14 protein-coding genes are annotated in these 15,286 nt (G+C 73.2%); 6 read left to right on the top strand and 8 right to left on the bottom strand.

Features of this window, described 5'->3' with window-relative positions:
* Positions 1 to 31: 31 nt before the first annotated feature.
* From B086_RS0136620 to B086_RS0136605, 4 genes are read right to left on the bottom strand one after another with little or no spacing between them, the layout of a single operon-like run.
* A complete protein-coding gene (locus tag B086_RS0136620; protein ID WP_018571415.1) occupies positions 32 to 685 on the bottom strand; it encodes a GTP-binding protein in 654 nt (217 codons plus the stop codon).
* Positions 666 to 1,112, bottom strand: a complete 447-nt coding sequence (locus B086_RS0136615; protein WP_018571414.1) for a DUF742 domain-containing protein — start codon at positions 1,110 to 1,112, stop codon at positions 666 to 668. The genes B086_RS0136620 and B086_RS0136615 overlap by 20 nt, the downstream gene beginning before the upstream one ends.
* Entirely contained in the window at positions 1,109 to 1,612 is a 504-nt protein-coding gene (locus B086_RS0136610) for a roadblock/LC7 domain-containing protein (protein WP_018571413.1), read from the bottom strand. Before B086_RS0136610 ends, B086_RS0136615 begins: the two co-directional genes overlap by 4 nt.
* Entirely contained in the window at positions 1,609 to 4,674 is a 3,066-nt protein-coding gene (locus tag B086_RS0136605; RefSeq protein WP_086024379.1) for a nitrate- and nitrite sensing domain-containing protein, read from the bottom strand. Before B086_RS0136605 ends, B086_RS0136610 begins: the two co-directional genes overlap by 4 nt.
* 412 nt (positions 4,675 to 5,086) lie before the next feature.
* On the opposite strand from B086_RS0136605, the gene B086_RS0136600 reads away from it, so the two are divergent.
* Positions 5,087 to 5,875, top strand: coding sequence for a hypothetical protein (locus tag B086_RS0136600; protein WP_018571411.1), 789 nt, complete (start codon positions 5,087 to 5,089; stop codon positions 5,873 to 5,875).
* A 47-nt stretch (positions 5,876 to 5,922) separates the two neighbouring features.
* Here B086_RS0136600 and B086_RS0136595 read toward each other — a convergent pair whose 3' ends face one another.
* Complete coding sequence (locus tag B086_RS0136595; RefSeq protein ID WP_026253156.1) at positions 5,923 to 6,426, bottom strand: MarR family transcriptional regulator; 504 nt, start codon at positions 6,424 to 6,426, stop codon at positions 5,923 to 5,925.
* Positions 6,427 to 6,707: 281 nt separating this feature from the next.
* On the opposite strand from B086_RS0136595, the gene B086_RS0136590 reads away from it, so the two are divergent.
* Positions 6,708 to 7,559, top strand: coding sequence for a lysozyme (locus tag B086_RS0136590; RefSeq protein ID WP_018571409.1), 852 nt, complete (start codon positions 6,708 to 6,710; stop codon positions 7,557 to 7,559).
* An 87-nt stretch (positions 7,560 to 7,646) separates the two neighbouring features.
* On the opposite strand, the gene lon is transcribed toward B086_RS0136590, so the two are convergent.
* A complete protein-coding gene (lon, locus tag B086_RS0136585; protein WP_026253155.1) occupies positions 7,647 to 10,076 on the bottom strand; it encodes an endopeptidase La in 2,430 nt (809 codons plus the stop codon).
* A gap of 238 nt (positions 10,077 to 10,314) precedes the next feature.
* Between lon and B086_RS0136580 the strand changes: the two genes are divergently transcribed.
* A complete protein-coding gene (locus B086_RS0136580) occupies positions 10,315 to 10,740 on the top strand; it encodes a DUF4259 domain-containing protein (RefSeq protein WP_018571407.1) in 426 nt (141 codons plus the stop codon).
* 39 nt (positions 10,741 to 10,779) lie between these two features.
* Here the strand turns inward: B086_RS0136580 and B086_RS0136575 are convergent, their stop codons facing one another.
* Together B086_RS0136575 and B086_RS0136570 are read right to left on the bottom strand one after the other, a co-directional pair.
* A complete protein-coding gene (locus tag B086_RS0136575; protein WP_026253154.1) occupies positions 10,780 to 11,421 on the bottom strand; it encodes a hypothetical protein in 642 nt (213 codons plus the stop codon).
* Between the two features lie 10 nt (positions 11,422 to 11,431).
* Positions 11,432 to 12,253, bottom strand: coding sequence for a rhomboid-like protein (locus B086_RS0136570; protein ID WP_234029435.1), 822 nt, complete (start codon positions 12,251 to 12,253; stop codon positions 11,432 to 11,434).
* A gap of 220 nt (positions 12,254 to 12,473) precedes the next feature.
* On the opposite strand from B086_RS0136570, the gene B086_RS0136565 reads away from it, so the two are divergent.
* The 3 genes from B086_RS0136565 to B086_RS0136555 all read left to right on the top strand — a co-directional run bounded on the left by B086_RS0136565 (position 12,474) and on the right by B086_RS0136555 (position 15,128).
* Complete coding sequence (locus B086_RS0136565) at positions 12,474 to 13,151, top strand: spermidine synthase (RefSeq protein WP_018571404.1); 678 nt, start codon at positions 12,474 to 12,476, stop codon at positions 13,149 to 13,151.
* Positions 13,152 to 13,275: 124 nt separating this feature from the next.
* Complete coding sequence (locus B086_RS0136560; protein ID WP_018571403.1) at positions 13,276 to 14,013, top strand: response regulator transcription factor; 738 nt, start codon at positions 13,276 to 13,278, stop codon at positions 14,011 to 14,013.
* A complete protein-coding gene (locus B086_RS0136555) occupies positions 14,010 to 15,128 on the top strand; it encodes a sensor histidine kinase (protein WP_018571402.1) in 1,119 nt (372 codons plus the stop codon). The genes B086_RS0136560 and B086_RS0136555 overlap by 4 nt, the downstream gene beginning before the upstream one ends.
* The last annotated feature ends 158 nt before the right edge of the window (positions 15,129 to 15,286 follow it).

The following is a 15,286-nucleotide window of genomic DNA, read 5'->3' as shown; positions in this document are numbered from 1 at the left end:
ACCTCCTGCGACTTCTGGACGGCCCGAAGGATCATTCGGGGGTTTCCTCGAGGGTGTGCGCCACGAGAGCCAGCAGGGTCTCGACGGCCGAGGTCCGGCGCCGCGCGTCCATGATCAGGACGGGTATGTGCGCCGGGACCGTGAGCGCCTCGCGGACGTCCTCCGGCTCGAACAGCTCGCTGCCGTCGAAGTGGTTGACGGCCACGACGTACGGCAGCCCGCAGCTCTCGAAGTAGTCGAGCGCCGGGAAGCAGTCCTTCAGCCGGCGGGTGTCGGCCATGACCACCGCGCCGATCGCGCCGCGCACCAGGTCGTCCCACATGAACCAGAACCGCTGCTGGCCCGGGGTGCCGAACAGATAGAGCACCAGGTCGTCGTCGAGCGTGATCCGGCCGAAGTCCATGGCGACGGTCGTCGTCACCTTGCCGGGCGTCGCGCTGAGATCGTCGGTCTCCGCGCTCGCCTCGGTCATCAGCGCCTCGGTCTGCAACGGCGTGATCTCCGAGACGGCGGTGACCAGCGTGGTCTTGCCCACGCCGAAGCCGCCGGCCACCACGATCTTGGTGGCGATCGGGGCCCGGGTGCGGTCCCGCTGCCAGGGCAGCAGCGTCTCGTCGGGCTCGTCGAACGCGGCGGGACCGGCCGCGAACGGGGCGACGGCGGAATCAGAGACGGCGGAGTCCATTCAGCACCCTTTCCAGCAGAGCGCGGTCCGGGCGGCCGGTGCCGTGACCGGTCCCGGTGCCGTACACACGGATCTTTCCCTGGTCCGCCAGGTCGCTCAGGAGCACGCGGACCACACCGAGCGGCATCTTCAGCAGCGCGGCGATCTCGGCCACCGTACGCATCCGGCGGCACAGTTCGACGATGGCCCGCATCTCCGGCATCACCCGCGACAGCGGGGCGCTCGGCAGCTCCTTGCGCTCGTCGGCGGCGTCCAGCGCGGCGGTGCTGGCGACGAACGTCTCCACCAGCAGGACGTGCCCGAAGCGGGTGCGTCCGCCGGTGAGCGAGTAGGGGCGGACCCGGGCGGGCTTCCTGCGCTCGCCGCCCCTGACGGGCAACTGCTGCCGGGGGACGCCCCCGACCGGGCCGCTCGCCGCCGCGCTCATCGGGTGTCCTCCGCCGACTCGGCCTCCAGTGACTTGCGCAGCTCGCTGCGGAGTTCGGGCGTCAGGACGTGTCCGGCGCGGCCGACGAAGAGCGCCATGTGGTACGCCACCACGCTCATGTCGCACTCCGCGGAGCCGTGCACCCCGAGCAGCGAGCCGTCGCTGATCGACATCACGAACAGGCTGCCCTCGTCCATGGCGACCATCGTGTGCCGGACCGCTCCGGAGTCCATCAGCCGGGCCGCGCCGATGGTGAGGCTGCCGATGCCGGACACGATGGTGGCGAGATCGGCGGCCGAGCCGCGCGGCCCGGCGGGCGTGTCCGCGCGGGCCCGGCGGGCCTCCCCGGCGTGCTCGGGGTCGGAGGAGAGGAGCAGCAGGCCGTCGGAGGAGACCACGGCGACCGATTGGATGCCGGGCACCTCCTCGACCAGATTGGTCAGCAGCCAGTGCAGGTTGCGGGCCTCGCTGCTCAGTCCGAAGGTGGTGGGCGCTGTCAACTGCTTGCCTCCTCGACTGTGCCCCCCGTGGACTCCCCGGCTTGCGCGCGGGTGGCCGGTGCCGGCCGGTGGTGCTGGGCCGTCTGTTCCGCGATCTCCGCCTCCACGTCGCGGTGGCCCGCCTGGGCTCCGCGGCGGAAGCCGCCCAGGCGGCGGCGGAGAGCCTCGGCGTCCACCGAACCGGCGGACCGGCGCGGGGCATGGGCGGGTGTGGTGATCCTCGGGGTCCGCTTGGGCAGCCCCTTGTCGGTCAGGGACTCCCCGTCCTCCCCCGCCCGGCTGTGCTCCGCCGCCCCCTCGGGCGAGACGGCCGGCCCCGGCACGGGGGCCGCCGGGGAGGCGGGCGGCGCTCCGGCCGGAGCGGAGGTCTCGGGGGGTGCGGCGGGTGCGCCGGGCGCGGGGTGTGCGCCGGGGTGCGGGTAGGTGCCGGGCTCACGGCTCGCGTCGGCGTGCGCACGGGTGCCGGGCTCGTGGTCCGCTCCGGGACGGGGCTCGGCGTCCGCTCCGGTCACCGGGCCGGTGCCCGGCGCCGAGGCCGTCTCCGCCGCGGGCGCGGGCACCGCGGAGCCGTGCGCCGCGGAGGTGTCCGGCGCGGGCGTGTCCGGCGCGGGCGTGTCCGGCGCGGGCGGCAGGAAGAGTTCCATCGTCGTCTCGGACGGGGACTCCTCCGGGAACGTCCTCGCGGGCGCCTGCGCGCGAGCCTCGCCGGGCTGCGGGGAGGTCCGTTCCCGGGTCTCTCCGGCGGGCTCGGACGTCTTCCCGTGGGCCTCCTCGGACTCCACGGCCGCCTTCTCCCGCGCCGCCTCCGACTGCCGTACCGCCTTCTCGGCGAGGGCGACGAGGGGGTCGGTGCCGTCGGGGACGCGGGCGGGCAGGACGTGGGAACCGGCCTCGGCCTCGGCGCCGGGCAGGGAGACGGTGCCCGCGGCCGGGGCGGCGGCGCCGGGGGCGGGCGCCAGCAGCGCCTGGGGCACGACGACGACCGCCGCCGTGCCGCCCTGCTTCTGCGCCCGCAGCTGCACCCGCACCCCGTGCCGGTGCCCGAGCCGGGCCACCACGTACAGGCCGAGGCCGAGACCTTCCTCGGCGTCCTGGGTGTACGGGGCGTCCGGGTCGAAGTCGGCGAGGCGGGCGTTGAGCCGGGTCAGCCGCTCGGCGTCGACGCCGATGCCCTCGTCCTGGACGGAGAGCATGATCTCGCCGTTCTCCAGGAGCCACCCGGAGACCTCGACGGGCCGCTCGGGCGGGGAGAACGAGGTGGCGTTCTCCATGAGTTCGGCCAGCAGGTGGGAGAGGTCGTCGGCGGCGAAGCCGGCCACGTGCGCGTGCGGCGGCAGCGCGGCGATGCGCACCCGCTCGTAGCGCTCGATCTCGCTGACCGCGGCGCGCACCACGTCGACCAGCGGGACCGGCCCGGCGTGCTGCTGGACGTGCTCGGTACCGGCCAGCACGAGGAGGTTCTCGCTGTGCCGGCGCATGACCGTGGCGAAGTGGTCGAGCTTGAAGAGGGTGGCGAGGCGGTCGGGGTCCTGCTCGCGCTCCTCCAGGCCCTCGATGACGGTGAGCTGCCGCTCGACCAGGCCCAGGGTGCGCAGCGCCAGGTTGACGAAGGTGGAGCCGATACCGGCGCGCGTGCGCTCCAGGCGGGCGGCCGCCTCGGCGAGTTCGGCGCGCAGTTCCTCGCGGGCGTCGGCCATCTTCTGCCGCTGCCCGACCAGGTGCTTGCGGTCGGCCTCCAGGGTGGCGACCCGTTCGGCGAGGGCGGCGGCGTGGGTGTGCAGGGCGTTGACGGAGCGGATGACCTCGGCGTACTCGTCGTTGCGGCCGGTGAAGCGGATCGGCTCCTCGGCCGCCGGGTCCTCGGCACCGGCCAGGCGGGCGGAGCCCCGGCGCAGCACGGCGAGCGGGCGGGTGAGGGTGCGGGCCAGGGCGGTGGCGATGCCGATCGCGACCAGGAGCAGGGCGCCCAGCAGGGCGACGCGCAGCTCCAGCGCGGTGACGTCGTCGTCGCGCAGCCGCTCCAGGTCCTTGGTGCGGTGGTCGTACAGGGAGGACTCGGCGCCGCGCATCAGGTCGAGCCGGGCGGTGAGGGCCGCGTCGACCTTGGCGGCGCCGACGGTGAGGTCGGCGTCGGAGAGCGAGGACGCGTCGGTGAGCCTGGCCAGATAGCCGGCCGCGGAGTTCACCTCGGGGCCGGTGACGGTGGAGTCGTAGGAGGCGCGGGCGGCCTCGGGCGCGGTCTCGCGGAACGCGGCGAGGGCGGCGTCGGAGCGGATCCGGGCCTGCTGGGCGGCGGCGCTGAGGGCGTCGCGCTCCTTGGTGGCGGCCTTGGAGGAGTCCGTGGTCTCGGTGGGGGCGCCGGTGACCGGGTCGTAGACGGTCCGGGTGCTGTACGGCACGGCGAGGGCGGCGGACAGCAGTCCGCGGGCGGCGGCGGCCTGCTGGACGGCGGTGTCCAGCTCGGCGAGGGCGTGCGCCCCCGAGCCGGCCCGCGCGGGCATCTGCTCGGCCAGTTGTCCGGCGAGCCGGTGCAGATCGGCGATGACGGCGGAGTACGCCTGGTGGGTCCGGAGCGCGGTGCTCTTCCCGGTGAGCGCCGAGCGGCGGACGGCGGCGATGCCGTCGAGGTCGGTGCGCAGCCAGCCCGGTGTGCCGGTGGCGGCGCGCAGGTCGTCGGCCCGGCGGTCGACGCGGGCGCCGCGCTGGGCGGAGGGCGCCTTGGAGCGGGGGCGTCCGGCGGCGGCGTAGGCGGTGACCTCGTCGCGTTCGTCGGCGAGGGCGTGGGCGAGCGCCAGGGCGTCCTGGGTCTGTCCGGCGAGGGTGACCAGGTCCTGGGAGTCGCCGACCCGGCCGGAGGCGTCGAGCACGGAGGGCGCACCCGCACCGGCGACGGCGGCGGCGACCACGGCGACGGCGAGGACGAGGCGGTTGCGTACGTGCCTGGGGCGGCCCTTGCCCACGGGGGTCGCGGAGGGCGTGCCGGGTGTGTGCTCGGGTCCCTTCGCGGTGGCCGTCTGCTTGCCTGTGCGCCGAGGCCGCTTCTTCTGCACCGGTGCTCGCATTCCTGTACTCGTGTACTCGTGGGCCCGGGTGGCGGCTCGTCAGCTGGTGCGACGCATACGTCCACCCTCCCCCGGGCTCGCGCCGTCGTCGGCTTGGCGCGCGCAGGGGGCCTGCATCGGATTCCGACCCTCCCAGTGCCGGTGGGCAGTGGTCCCGCATCGTCCGACCGGCCACCCGAAGGAGTGAACATCGGAGGGGAGTTGGCGGGCAAGTTCCTCCGGCGCGTGCCCGGGGCTCGTACGGCGGGCCGGTTGGACGTCGGCGGCAGGCTTTGGCAGTATTCGCCGCCACGTCTTCCCGGAGCCCGCCAATTCATGCCAAATCAGGCGCCTGACGGGCGTCCTCGCGTCAATTCCAAGGTCGATAGCACCCTTTGATGGACCATGTGAAGGGCTGGTGCAGACTGGCCGGATGCGAACTGAGGTTGTTTCGGAGCCCGGCCGCCCGGATCGTGCGAACGAGGACTTCGCCGCCGTCGGACTGCCCGTCTGCGGGCAGGGCGGCGCCGTGGTGGTCCTCGACGGGGTGACGCCGCCCGCGACGGAGACAGGCTGTCTGCATTCCGTCCCCTGGTTCACCGCCCGGCTCGGCGGGGCGCTGACCGAACTGACCGTTTCGCGCCCCGATCTGACGCTGCGGGAGATGCTCGCACGGACGATCGGCGGCACCGCGGAGGAGCACGCGGACACCTGTGACCTTTCTCACCCGCGCACGCCACAGGCAACCGTGGTGCTCGCACGCTGGTCCGCCCTGTCGCTCGACTATCTGGTCCTGTCGGACTCGGCGCTGCTGCTGGAGTCGCCCGGCGGCCTGGTCACCCCGGTCCTGGACGACCGGCTGGACCGGCTGCCGCGCGCCGCGCGCGCGACGGAGGCGCTGGTCGACAGCACCCTGCGCAACAAGGAGGGCGGCTTCTTCACGGCGGCCGCGGACCCCTCGGTCGCGGAGCGCGCGGTGACCGGCAGCGTGCCCCTCGAGGAGGTGCGCGCGCTGGCCGCGCTGACCGACGGGGCGACGCGCTGGGTGGAGAAGTTCCACGAGGGCGACTGGGCGCAGTGCTTCGGGCTGCTGCGCAAGGAGGGCGCGGGCGCGCTGGTGGACCGGGTGCGGGAACTGGAGCGCGCCGACCGCGAGGAGCGCCGGTACCTCGGGCGGAGCAAGACGCACGACGACGCGACGGCGGTGTTCGTCCGGCTGTGAGCGGGGCGGGACGGGACGAGGCCCGGCTGCCGTCTCCCGCCCGGGTGTCACCGCTCGTGCTTCTCCATGACGCCGTTCAGCTCGTGCAGCAGCCGGGCCAGTTCGGCGACCTCGCCGCGGTCCCAGTGGTCGAGCTGGCGGACGTAGCGGGCCCGGCGGGCGTCGCGGACCTGGCCGACCCGGCGGCGCCCGTCGTCGGTGAGGGCCACCAGCCAGGCCCGGCCGTCGGCGGGGTCCGGTTCGCGGGCGACGAGGCCCAGTTCCTCCAGGGCGCGCAACTGGCGGGACATGGTGGCCTTGCCGACGCCGATGTAGGCGGCGAGGGCGGTGGCGCGCTGGCTGCCGCACTCGTCCAGCCGCACCAGCAGTCCGTACGCCGAGGACTCCAGGCCCGGGTGCACCTCGCGGGCCATCTCCGCCTGGCTGGCGCGGGCGCGTCGCAGCAGGACGGTCATCTCCCGTTCCAGGGAAAGAAACTCCCGGTCCACACCACCGCGCGACGCTGTGTCCGCCATCGTCCCGCGGCCCTCGCCCCTTGCGTCTTCGTGCACGTCAGCCCCTGCCCTGGAGTGTTGCCGGTCCTGAAAGTTACCGCCGGGCGCCGCCATCGCCGCAGCTTGGTCAGTATTTCGCAGGCGTAGACCAACGGCAGCCTCCGGCCCCTCTTCCCACCGACGGTCCACGCGCGTAGCTTCTGCATCAGGCAGTCAATGGCATGCCCACGCCATGGTCGTTCCCGGCGGGTCTCCCCAGGCCCGCGCCCCCCTCGTGCGACCGTGGGCCATGCCCGCGTTTCCCCCCACCGAGCACCACCGAACTTCGGAGGCACGTCATGCCCGTGCACAGATCCGGAACGGCCCGCAAGCGGCGGCTGACCGCCGCGGGAGTCCTGCTCGCGGCGTTCTCCTTCTTCCTCGCCACGCCCTCCTCCGCCGACACCGACGCAGGTGCCGACGCCGGTGCCACCGCCACCCCGCCCGCCCGCGGCTCCGCCTACATGGGCATCGGCGTCGCGGCCCACGACGGCCGCAGCGGCACCCCCACCTCCGCTGACGTCACCCAGACCGAGGGCGTCGACGTCAGCGGCTACCAGGGCAACGTCGCCTGGTCCACCCTGTGGAACAGCGGCGTCCGCTGGGCCTACACCAAGGCGACCGAGGGGACGTACTACACGAACCCCTCCTTCACCCAGCAGTACAACGGCTCCTACAACGTGGGCATGATCCGCGGCTCGTACCACTTCGCGACCCCGGACACCACCAGCGGCGCCGCCCAGGCCAACTACTTCGTCGACCACGGCGGCGGCTGGTCCAAGGACGGCAAGACCCTGCCGGGCTCCCTCGACATCGAGTGGAACCCCTACGGCGCCGCCTGCTACGGCAAGTCCGCGAGCGCGATGGTCAGCTGGATCGCCGACTTCCTCAACACCTACAAGGCGCGCACCGGCCGGGACGCCGTGATCTACACGGCCACCTCCTGGTGGACCCAGTGCACCGGGAACTACGGCGGTTTCGCCGCCAACAACCCGCTGTGGATCGCGCGGTACGCCTCGACCGTGGGGACGCTGCCGGCGGGCTGGGGCTTCTACACGATGTGGCAGTACACCTCGTCCGGCCCGACGGTGGGCGACCACGACAAGTTCAACGGCGCGCTGGACCGGGTGAAGGCCCTGGCCAACGGCTGATCCGTACGCGTACGCGGGCGCGTACGGCGAAGGCCCGGTCCTCCCCGAGGAGGACCGGGCCTTCCCCCTTTCATCCGGCCGCGTCCGTCACGCCGCCGCCGGAACCTTCTCCTCCGCACCGCTCACCGCAGGCGCCAGGGCCAGTTCCAGCACCTGGCGGACATCGGTGACGGCGTGCACATCGAGCTTGTCCAGCACCTCCGCCGGGACGTCGTCCAGGTCGGGCTCGTTGCGCTTGGGGATGATCACGGTGGTCACGCCCGCCCGGTGCGCGGCGAGCAGCTTCTGCTTCACCCCGCCGATGGGCAGCACGCGTCCGGTCAGCGACACCTCGCCGGTCATCGCCACGTCGGTGCGCACCAGGCGGCCCGACAGCAGCGAGGCCAGCGCCGTCGTCATCGTGACACCGGCGCTCGGGCCGTCCTTGGGGACCGCGCCCGCCGGGAAGTGGATGTGCGCGCCCCGGTCCTTCAGATCGCCCACCGGCAGCTCCAGCTCGGCGCCGTGGCTGCGCAGGAAGCTCAGCGCGATCTGCGCGGACTCCTTCATGACGTCGCCGAGCTGACCGGTCAGCGTCAGGCCCGCGGCCCCCGTCTCGGGGTCGGCGAGGGACGCCTCGACGTAGAGCACGTCGCCACCGGCGCCGGTGACCGCGAGGCCGGTCGCCACGCCCGGCACGGCCGTACGGCGCTCGGCCGGGTCCTGGGCGGACTCCGGTACGTGGTGCGGCCGGCCGATCAGGGCCCGCAGGGAGTCGGCGGTGACGGTGAACGGCAGCTCCCGCTCGCCCAGTTCGTGCTGGGCGGCGATCTTGCGCAGCAGCCGCGCCACCGAGCGCTCCAGGGTGCGCACGCCCGCCTCGCGGGTGTACTCGCCCGCCAGCCTGCGCAGCGCGCCCTCCTCGATGGTGACCTCGTCGGCGCCGAGACCGGCCCGCTCCAGCTGGCGCGGGAGCAGGTGGTCGCGGGCGATGACGACCTTCTCGTCCTCGGTGTAGCCGTCCAGGCGCACGATCTCCATCCGGTCGGCCAGCGCCTCCGGGATCGCCTCCAGGACGTTGGCCGTGGCCAGGAAGACCACGTCCGACAGGTCCAGCTCGACCTCCAGGTAGTGGTCCCGGAAGGTGTGGTTCTGCGCCGGGTCCAGGACCTCCAGCAGGGCCGCCGCCGGGTCGCCGCGGTAGTCGGAGCCGACCTTGTCGATCTCGTCGAGCAGGACCACCGGGTTCATCGAACCGGCCTCCTTGACGGCCCGCACGATCCGGCCGGGCAGCGCGCCGACGTAGGTGCGGCGGTGGCCGCGGATCTCCGCCTCGTCGCGGACGCCGCCGAGGGCGACGCGGACGAACTTGCGGCCCATCGCGTGCGCCACGGACTCGCCCAGGCTGGTCTTGCCGACCCCGGGCGGGCCGACGAGCGCGAGCACGGCACCGCCGCGCCGCCCGCCGATCACCCCGAGGCCGCGGTCGTCGCGCCGCTTGCGCACCGCCAGGTACTCGGTGATGCGCTCCTTCACGTCCTTCAGGCCCGCGTGCTCGGCGTCCAGCACGTCCTTGGCGCCCTCGATGTCGTAGGCGTCCTCGGTCCGCTCGTTCCACGGCATCTCCAGGACCGTGTCGAGCCAGGTGCGGATCCAGGAGCCCTCGGGCGACTGGTCGGAGGCGCGCTCCAGCTTGTCGACCTCCTTGAGCGCCGCCTCGCGCACCTTCTCGGGCAGGTCGGCGGCCTCGACGCGGGCCCGGTAGTCGTCGGACTCCTCGCCCTCGCCGCCGCTCTCGCCGTTCAGCTCGCGCAGCTCCTTGCGGACGGCTTCGAGCTGACGGCGCAGCAGGAACTCGCGCTGCTGCTTGTCGACGCCCTCCTGGACGTCCTTGGCGATGGTCTCGGCGACGTCCTGCTCGGCGAGGTGGTCGCGCAGCTGCCGGGTGGCGAGCCGCAACCGGGCCACCGGCTCGGCGGTCTCCAGCAGTTCGATCTTCTGTTCGGTGGTGAGGAACGGCGAGTAGCCGGAGTTGTCGGCGAGCGCGGAGACGTCGTCGATGGCCTGGACCCGGTCGACGACCTGCCAGGCGCCGCGCTTGCGCAGCCAGGCGGTGGCGAGGGCCTTGTACTCCTTCACCAGCTCCGCGACCTGGCCGGGCAGCGGCTCCGGGACGGTCTCGTCGATCCGGGTGCCCTCGACCCACAGCGCGGCGCCCGGCCCGGTGGTCCCGGCGCCGATGCTCACCCGGCCCCGGCCGCGGATCAGCGCGCCCGGGTCGCCGTCGGCCAGCCGTCCTACCTGCTCGACGGTGCCCAGCACACCGGTCTTGGCGTACGTCCCCTCGATGCGCGGCACCAGCAGCACCCTGGGCTTGCCCGGCTCCGACCGGGCGGCGGCCTGCGCGGCCTCCACCGCGGCCCGTACCTCGGCATCACTCAGGTCCAGCGGAACCACCATGCCGGGCAGCACGACCTCGTCATCGAGCGGCAGCACAGGCAGAGTGAGCGGTGTGAACGCCGTGGACTCAGCAGCCATGATCTCCCCTTCGGCAGTCAAGTTGAGCTATGCCGACTCAATGCTTGGGAGCGGGCGATTGTTCCCCGGTGCTTGTTCGCCGTCAGCGATCAGTCAGCGATCACGGGGAGCGGGATATTCCGCGGGGTGCGGCGCGGGCCGGTGCGCAGGCGCCGGACCAGGGAGATCCCGCGCGGCGGGCCCGATGTCAGTGGCACCTGTCACGCTGCCCGGACATCACCACAGCCGGGAGAGACACATGGGCACCTGGGACATCGGACCCTTCGACAACGACACCGCGGCGGACTGGAGCGGCGCCCTGGACGACGCCTCCGCCGACGCGCGGCGGGACCTGGTCCTCGCCGCGCTGACCCGCGCGGCCGACACGACCGGCTTCCTCGACTCGGAGATCGGCGAGGAGGCCGTCGCGGCGGCGGCCCTGGTCGCCGCCCAGTGCCCCGGCGGCGACCCCGCGGACTCCGCCTACGGCCCCCGGCAGCCCGTCCCCGACCTCACCGGCCTGCGCGCCCCCGCCCTGCGCGCCCTCGACCGCGTCCTCACCGAGGAGTCCGAACTCCTCGAACTGTGGGCAGAGTCGGACAGCGCCTCCTGGAAGGCGGCCATGGACCGGCTGCGCGCCGCCCTCGCGGGCCGCCCCGCGGCGGACAGCCCCACCCCGGCCTGACCGGCCCCACCGGACGGCTCGGCCGGAGCGGACGGCCGGTCAGTAGGCGCGGGGCCCGTTCTCGGTGGCGCGGACCGGGGTGCCGTACCCGAGCGGCTTCTTCCCCTTGTCGACCGGCTCGCAGGTGTAGGCGGACTTGGCGTTCAGCGGTGCGAGGACGGCCTCGGGGATGTCGTTGCACAGCAGATAATCGGGGCTGAAGTTGCCGTAGAAGAGACGGGCCACGCCGTCCCGGGTGAGGATTCCCGTACGGGGAAGCGCCTTGTAGGACACGTAGTCACCGGAGACCGACCAGGGGGCCTTGTCGCCGAGGGTCACGTCCCAGCGGACCTCCAGGCCCTTGTAGGTGGTGGTGCACGTGACCTTCGCGCCCTTCTTCGAGACCGCGGTCCTCGGGCACTTCCCGGTCGTGCTGCCGGGGGCGGCGGCCATTTCGAGCGTCCTGGAGCGCAGTTCGTACGCGAGCTGCTCGGCGAACGGCGCACTGGCGGCGGGCGAGGGGGACGGTTCCGGGTCCGGGCTCTCGCCCGGCCGCGCCAGCCGCTGCGCCATCGCCGCCGGACCGGGAGCCGACGCCGACGCCTTGGCACCGGCGTCCCCCGGACCGGAATTCCCGTTCCCGCCGCATCCCGTGGCCAGCAGACCGGCCACGGACAGGATGATGACAATCTTCGGTCGCATGATGATCACATTACGCAACCGGGGGCTGCTGCCTGTCATCGCTCCAGAGCCCCGGCCCGCGCCGCAGCACCGGCCAGCAGCCCACCCCCACCGCCAGCGCGATGAGGTGGCCGCAGGAGGTCATCGGGTCGGTGAAGGACGCCAGGTCGTCCAGCAGCATCCCGGCGAACACCGTCAGCGCGGGCCAGCGCAGCCAGGGGCGCAGCAGGCCGCAGAGCGCGCCGACGCTGGCGGCGACACCGAAGCTGATCCCGTAGTCCAGGCGGTGCAGCGACCCGGCCGGGAGCCGCCCGGCCAGCACCGCGAGCCCGACCGGCACCTCGGTGGCCAGGGTGGCGACCACATGCCCGAGCAGGAACACCCCGGCGGTGCGCCGCGCGCCGGTCCTGAGCTCCAGCGCGGTGAGCACCAGCAGGAAGCACAGGGAGTACGCCGACACGACCCCGCCCGCGATCCACAGCGCGCTCCCGGCCAGCACCCGCACCGGGTCCCGGACGAGGTGCGCGACATCCGTGCTGGAGCTGCGGTACAGCGCGTCCACCACGGCGGCGGGGGCGTACTCGGTGACGAGCGAGGTGAGGACCAGCACCAGCGCGTACCAGAACGTGAAAGGCGTACGGCGGGGGCCGGGCAGGACCCGGCGGAGCCCGCCCCACCGCACGCCCAGGGCAGCGGCGGCGGCACCCGGGCCCACGAGCGGCGGCGGGGCCGCCGGCGCGTCCGCGGGTGCCGCCGCCAGCCGGGGCCGTTGCCGCGGCACGCCCTCCAGAGGGCGCGGTGCGCCGTCCGGGCGGGGCGGGGCCGCGGCCTCGGGGTCCGCAGTCCGTTCCACGGTGGCGCTCCTTCCGTCGTGCCCCCAACCCTTCGCGTCCCGGGAGCGGCTGTCCATGACCGGCGCCACCGGGCAGCCGATTCACAGCAACCTATTAACTTCCTCCTGTGCACGGTTCTGTTCCCGGCCGGTGCGCGAACGGCCCGTCCTCGTACGGTGTTCGATCCGTGTCACCCGTAATCCAGGTGGCGGCAAGCCCCTGTTCGGGCAGGATGACCTCATGAACGCCTCGTACGAGACTCCCGTGGTGCTGGACCGCCGCGAGGGACCCCACGGAGAGGTCGTGCTGCGCCGGCACGGCGCGTTGCTTCAGATCATCGCCAACGGCTGCTTCCTGATGGACACCTCCGACGGCCGTTCCGAACGGCTGCTCGTGGACGCCGCCCTCGCCGCGCTGGACGGCCGCCCGGCACCGCGCGTGCTGATCGGCGGGCTGGGCGTCGGCTTCTCACTCGCGCACGCCGCGGCCGAGCCCCGCTGGGGCCGGATCACGGTCGTGGAGCGGGAGTCCGCGATCGTCGGCTGGCACCGCGGGGGACCGCTCGCCGCGCTCACCGCGCGGGCCCTCGCCGACGAGCGCACCGAGATCGTGGAGACCAACCTCGTCACTTACGTCAATGAGACTTCCGCCACGTTCGACGCGCTCTGCCTGGACATCGACAACGGCCCCGGCTGGACCGTCACCGAGGGCAACGGCGAGCTGTACGCACCGTCCGGACTGGCAAGCTGCGCACGGGTGTTGAGACCCGGCGGCGTCCTCGCGGTGTGGTCGGCGAAACCCTCTCCGGAATTTGAAGGAACCTTGTGGAATGTCGGGTTCCAGCAGGTGCGCACCGAAGAGATCCCGGTTGCCCGGGGCGTACCGGACGTCGTGCACCTCGCCGTCCGGGCTGGATAGCAAAGGCACCGTGACTCCCCGTACGCTGCTTCCCTGACGCCGATCATTCAAGCGTCGATCGCGACCACGCGCAGTCATGGAATCACCCCACATGATTCCGGAAAGCACACCTCAGGGGCGGGCGATGGAGCAGACACACACCGCGCAGGGCGGCACGACGGCCGGGCCGGGAGCCCAGCGCCGGGTCCTGGTGGTCGAGGACGACCAGACCATCATGGACGCCATCGCCACCCGTCTGCGCGCCGAGGGTTTCCTGGTGCAGACCGCGGGCGACGGGCCGAGCGCCGTCGACACCGCCGAGGCATGGCAGCCCGACCTGCTGATCCTCGACATCATGCTGCCCGGCTTCGACGGCCTGGAGGTCTGCCGCCGGGTGCAGGCCCAGCGGCCGGTGCCGGTGCTGATGCTCACCGCGCGCGACGACGAGACCGACATGCTGGTCGGGCTCGGGGTCGGCGCCGACGACTACATGACCAAGCCGTTCTCGATGCGGGAGCTGGCCGCCCGCGTGCACGTCCTGCTGCGCCGGGTGGAGCGGGCGGCGCTGGCCGCGGCGACCCCGCGCAGCGGCATCCTGCGCCTGGGCGAGCTGGAGATCGACCACGCGCAGCGCAGGGTCCGGGTGCGCAGCGAGGACGTCCACCTCACGCCGACCGAGTTCGACCTGCTGGTGTGCCTGGCCAACACCCCGCGCGCGGTGCTCTCCCGCGAGCAGCTGCTGGCGGAGGTGTGGGACTGGGCGGACGCCTCGGGCACCCGCACCGTCGACAGCCACATCAAGGCGCTGCGCCGGAAGATCGGCGCCGAGCGGATCCGTACCGTGCACGGCGTGGGCTACGCGCTGGAGACGCCCACCCCATGAGCGACGGGCCGGCGGCGCACGGGGACCAGCGGGACCCCTGGGGCGGTGGCGGGCGGGTCCGCCACCCCTTCTCGGTCAAGACCAAGCTGGGCGCGCTGGTCGTCATCGCGGTGCTGATCACCACCGGTCTGTCGATGATCGCGGTGCACACCAAGACCGAGCTGCGCTTCATCATGGTCTTCTCCATGATCGCCACGCTGCTGATCACCCAGTTCGTGGCGCACTCGCTGACCGCCCCGCTGGACGAGATGAACGCGGTGGCCCGGTCCATCTCGCACGGCGACTACACGCGCCGGGTGCGCGAGAACCGCCGCGACGAGCTGGGCGACCTGGCGCAGACGATCAACCGCATGGCGGACGAGCTGGCCGCCCAGGACCGCCAGCGCAAGGAGCTGGTGGCGAATGTCTCGCACGAGCTGCGCACGCCGATCGCGGGCCTGCGCGCGGTGCTGGAGAACATCGTCGACGGGGTCACCGAGGCCGACGCGGAGACCATGCGCACGGCCCTGAAGCAGACCGAGCGGCTGGGCCGCCTGGTGGAGACCCTGCTGGACCTGTCCCGCCTGGACAACGGCGTGGTGCCGCTGAAGAAGCGGCGCTTCGAGGTGTGGCCGTATCTGTCGGGCGTGCTGAAGGAGGCCAACATGGTGGCCTCCGCGCGCGCGGGCATGGCCTCGGGCTCGGGCAACCACACCCGCACCGACGTCCATCTGCGGCTCGACGTGTCCCCGCTGGACCTGACCGCGCACGCGGATCCGGAGCGGATCCACCAGGTGGTCGCCAACCTGATCGACAACGCGGTCAAGCACAGCCCGCCGCACGGCCGGGTGACGGTCAAGGCGCGGCGCGGGGCGCAGCCCCAGTCGCTGGACCTGGAGGTCATCGACGAGGGGCCGGGCATCCCCCGCTCCGAGTGGCACCGCGTCTTCGAGCGTTTCAACCGGGGCGCGGTGAGCCGGCCGCACGGCCCGGGGAGCGACGGCGGGACCGGGCTCGGCCTGGCGATCGCCCGCTGGGCGGTGGATCTGCACGGCGGCCGGATCGGGGTGGCCGAATCCGAGCGCGGTTGCCGGATCCGCATCACTCTTCCCGGGCTTCCCTCTCTGCCAAGTTGACGTAAAGTCGGAGCCGGAACCCCAAGATCCACGAGCATCCGCCCAGCCGGACACGTGTGATCAGGCAGGGGCCTGCCTCCGCGCCGGGTCAGGCCCGGATGGCCCCTTGCCCACGACAGGCGAACCACGCTTGTTTCCCGCCATTTCAAGCCCCGAAA

This window comes from Streptomyces sp. PsTaAH-124 (genome assembly GCF_000373685.1).
Lineage (GTDB): Bacteria > Actinomycetota > Actinomycetes > Streptomycetales > Streptomycetaceae > Streptomyces > Streptomyces andamanensis.
The sequence above is the reverse complement of the archived record's forward strand: the minus strand, read 5'-3'. Positions and strand labels throughout refer to the sequence as shown.

Excerpts from the sequence above, each read along its gene's own strand:
- B086_RS0136620 (WP_018571415.1), bottom strand. The coding sequence starts at position 685 with ATGGACTCCGCCGTCTCTGATTCCGCCGTCGCCCCGTTCGCGGCCGGT.
- B086_RS0136615 (WP_018571414.1), bottom strand. The coding sequence starts at position 1,112 with ATGAGCGCGGCGGCGAGCGGCCCGGTCGGGGGCGTCCCCCGGCAGCAG.
- B086_RS0136605 (WP_086024379.1), bottom strand. The coding sequence starts at position 4,674 with ATGCGAGCACCGGTGCAGAAGAAGCGGCCTCGGCGCACAGGCAAGCAG.
- B086_RS0136600 (WP_018571411.1), top strand. The coding sequence starts at position 5,087 with ATGCGAACTGAGGTTGTTTCGGAGCCCGGCCGCCCGGATCGTGCGAAC.
- B086_RS0136590 (WP_018571409.1), top strand. The coding sequence starts at position 6,708 with ATGCCCGTGCACAGATCCGGAACGGCCCGCAAGCGGCGGCTGACCGCC.
- lon (WP_026253155.1), bottom strand. The coding sequence starts at position 10,076 with ATGGCTGCTGAGTCCACGGCGTTCACACCGCTCACTCTGCCTGTGCTG.
- B086_RS0136580 (WP_018571407.1), top strand. The coding sequence starts at position 10,315 with ATGGGCACCTGGGACATCGGACCCTTCGACAACGACACCGCGGCGGAC.
- B086_RS0136575 (WP_026253154.1), bottom strand. The coding sequence starts at position 11,421 with ATGCGACCGAAGATTGTCATCATCCTGTCCGTGGCCGGTCTGCTGGCC.
- B086_RS0136565 (WP_018571404.1), top strand. The coding sequence starts at position 12,474 with ATGAACGCCTCGTACGAGACTCCCGTGGTGCTGGACCGCCGCGAGGGA.
- B086_RS0136560 (WP_018571403.1), top strand. The coding sequence starts at position 13,276 with ATGGAGCAGACACACACCGCGCAGGGCGGCACGACGGCCGGGCCGGGA.
- B086_RS0136555 (WP_018571402.1), top strand. The coding sequence starts at position 14,010 with ATGAGCGACGGGCCGGCGGCGCACGGGGACCAGCGGGACCCCTGGGGC.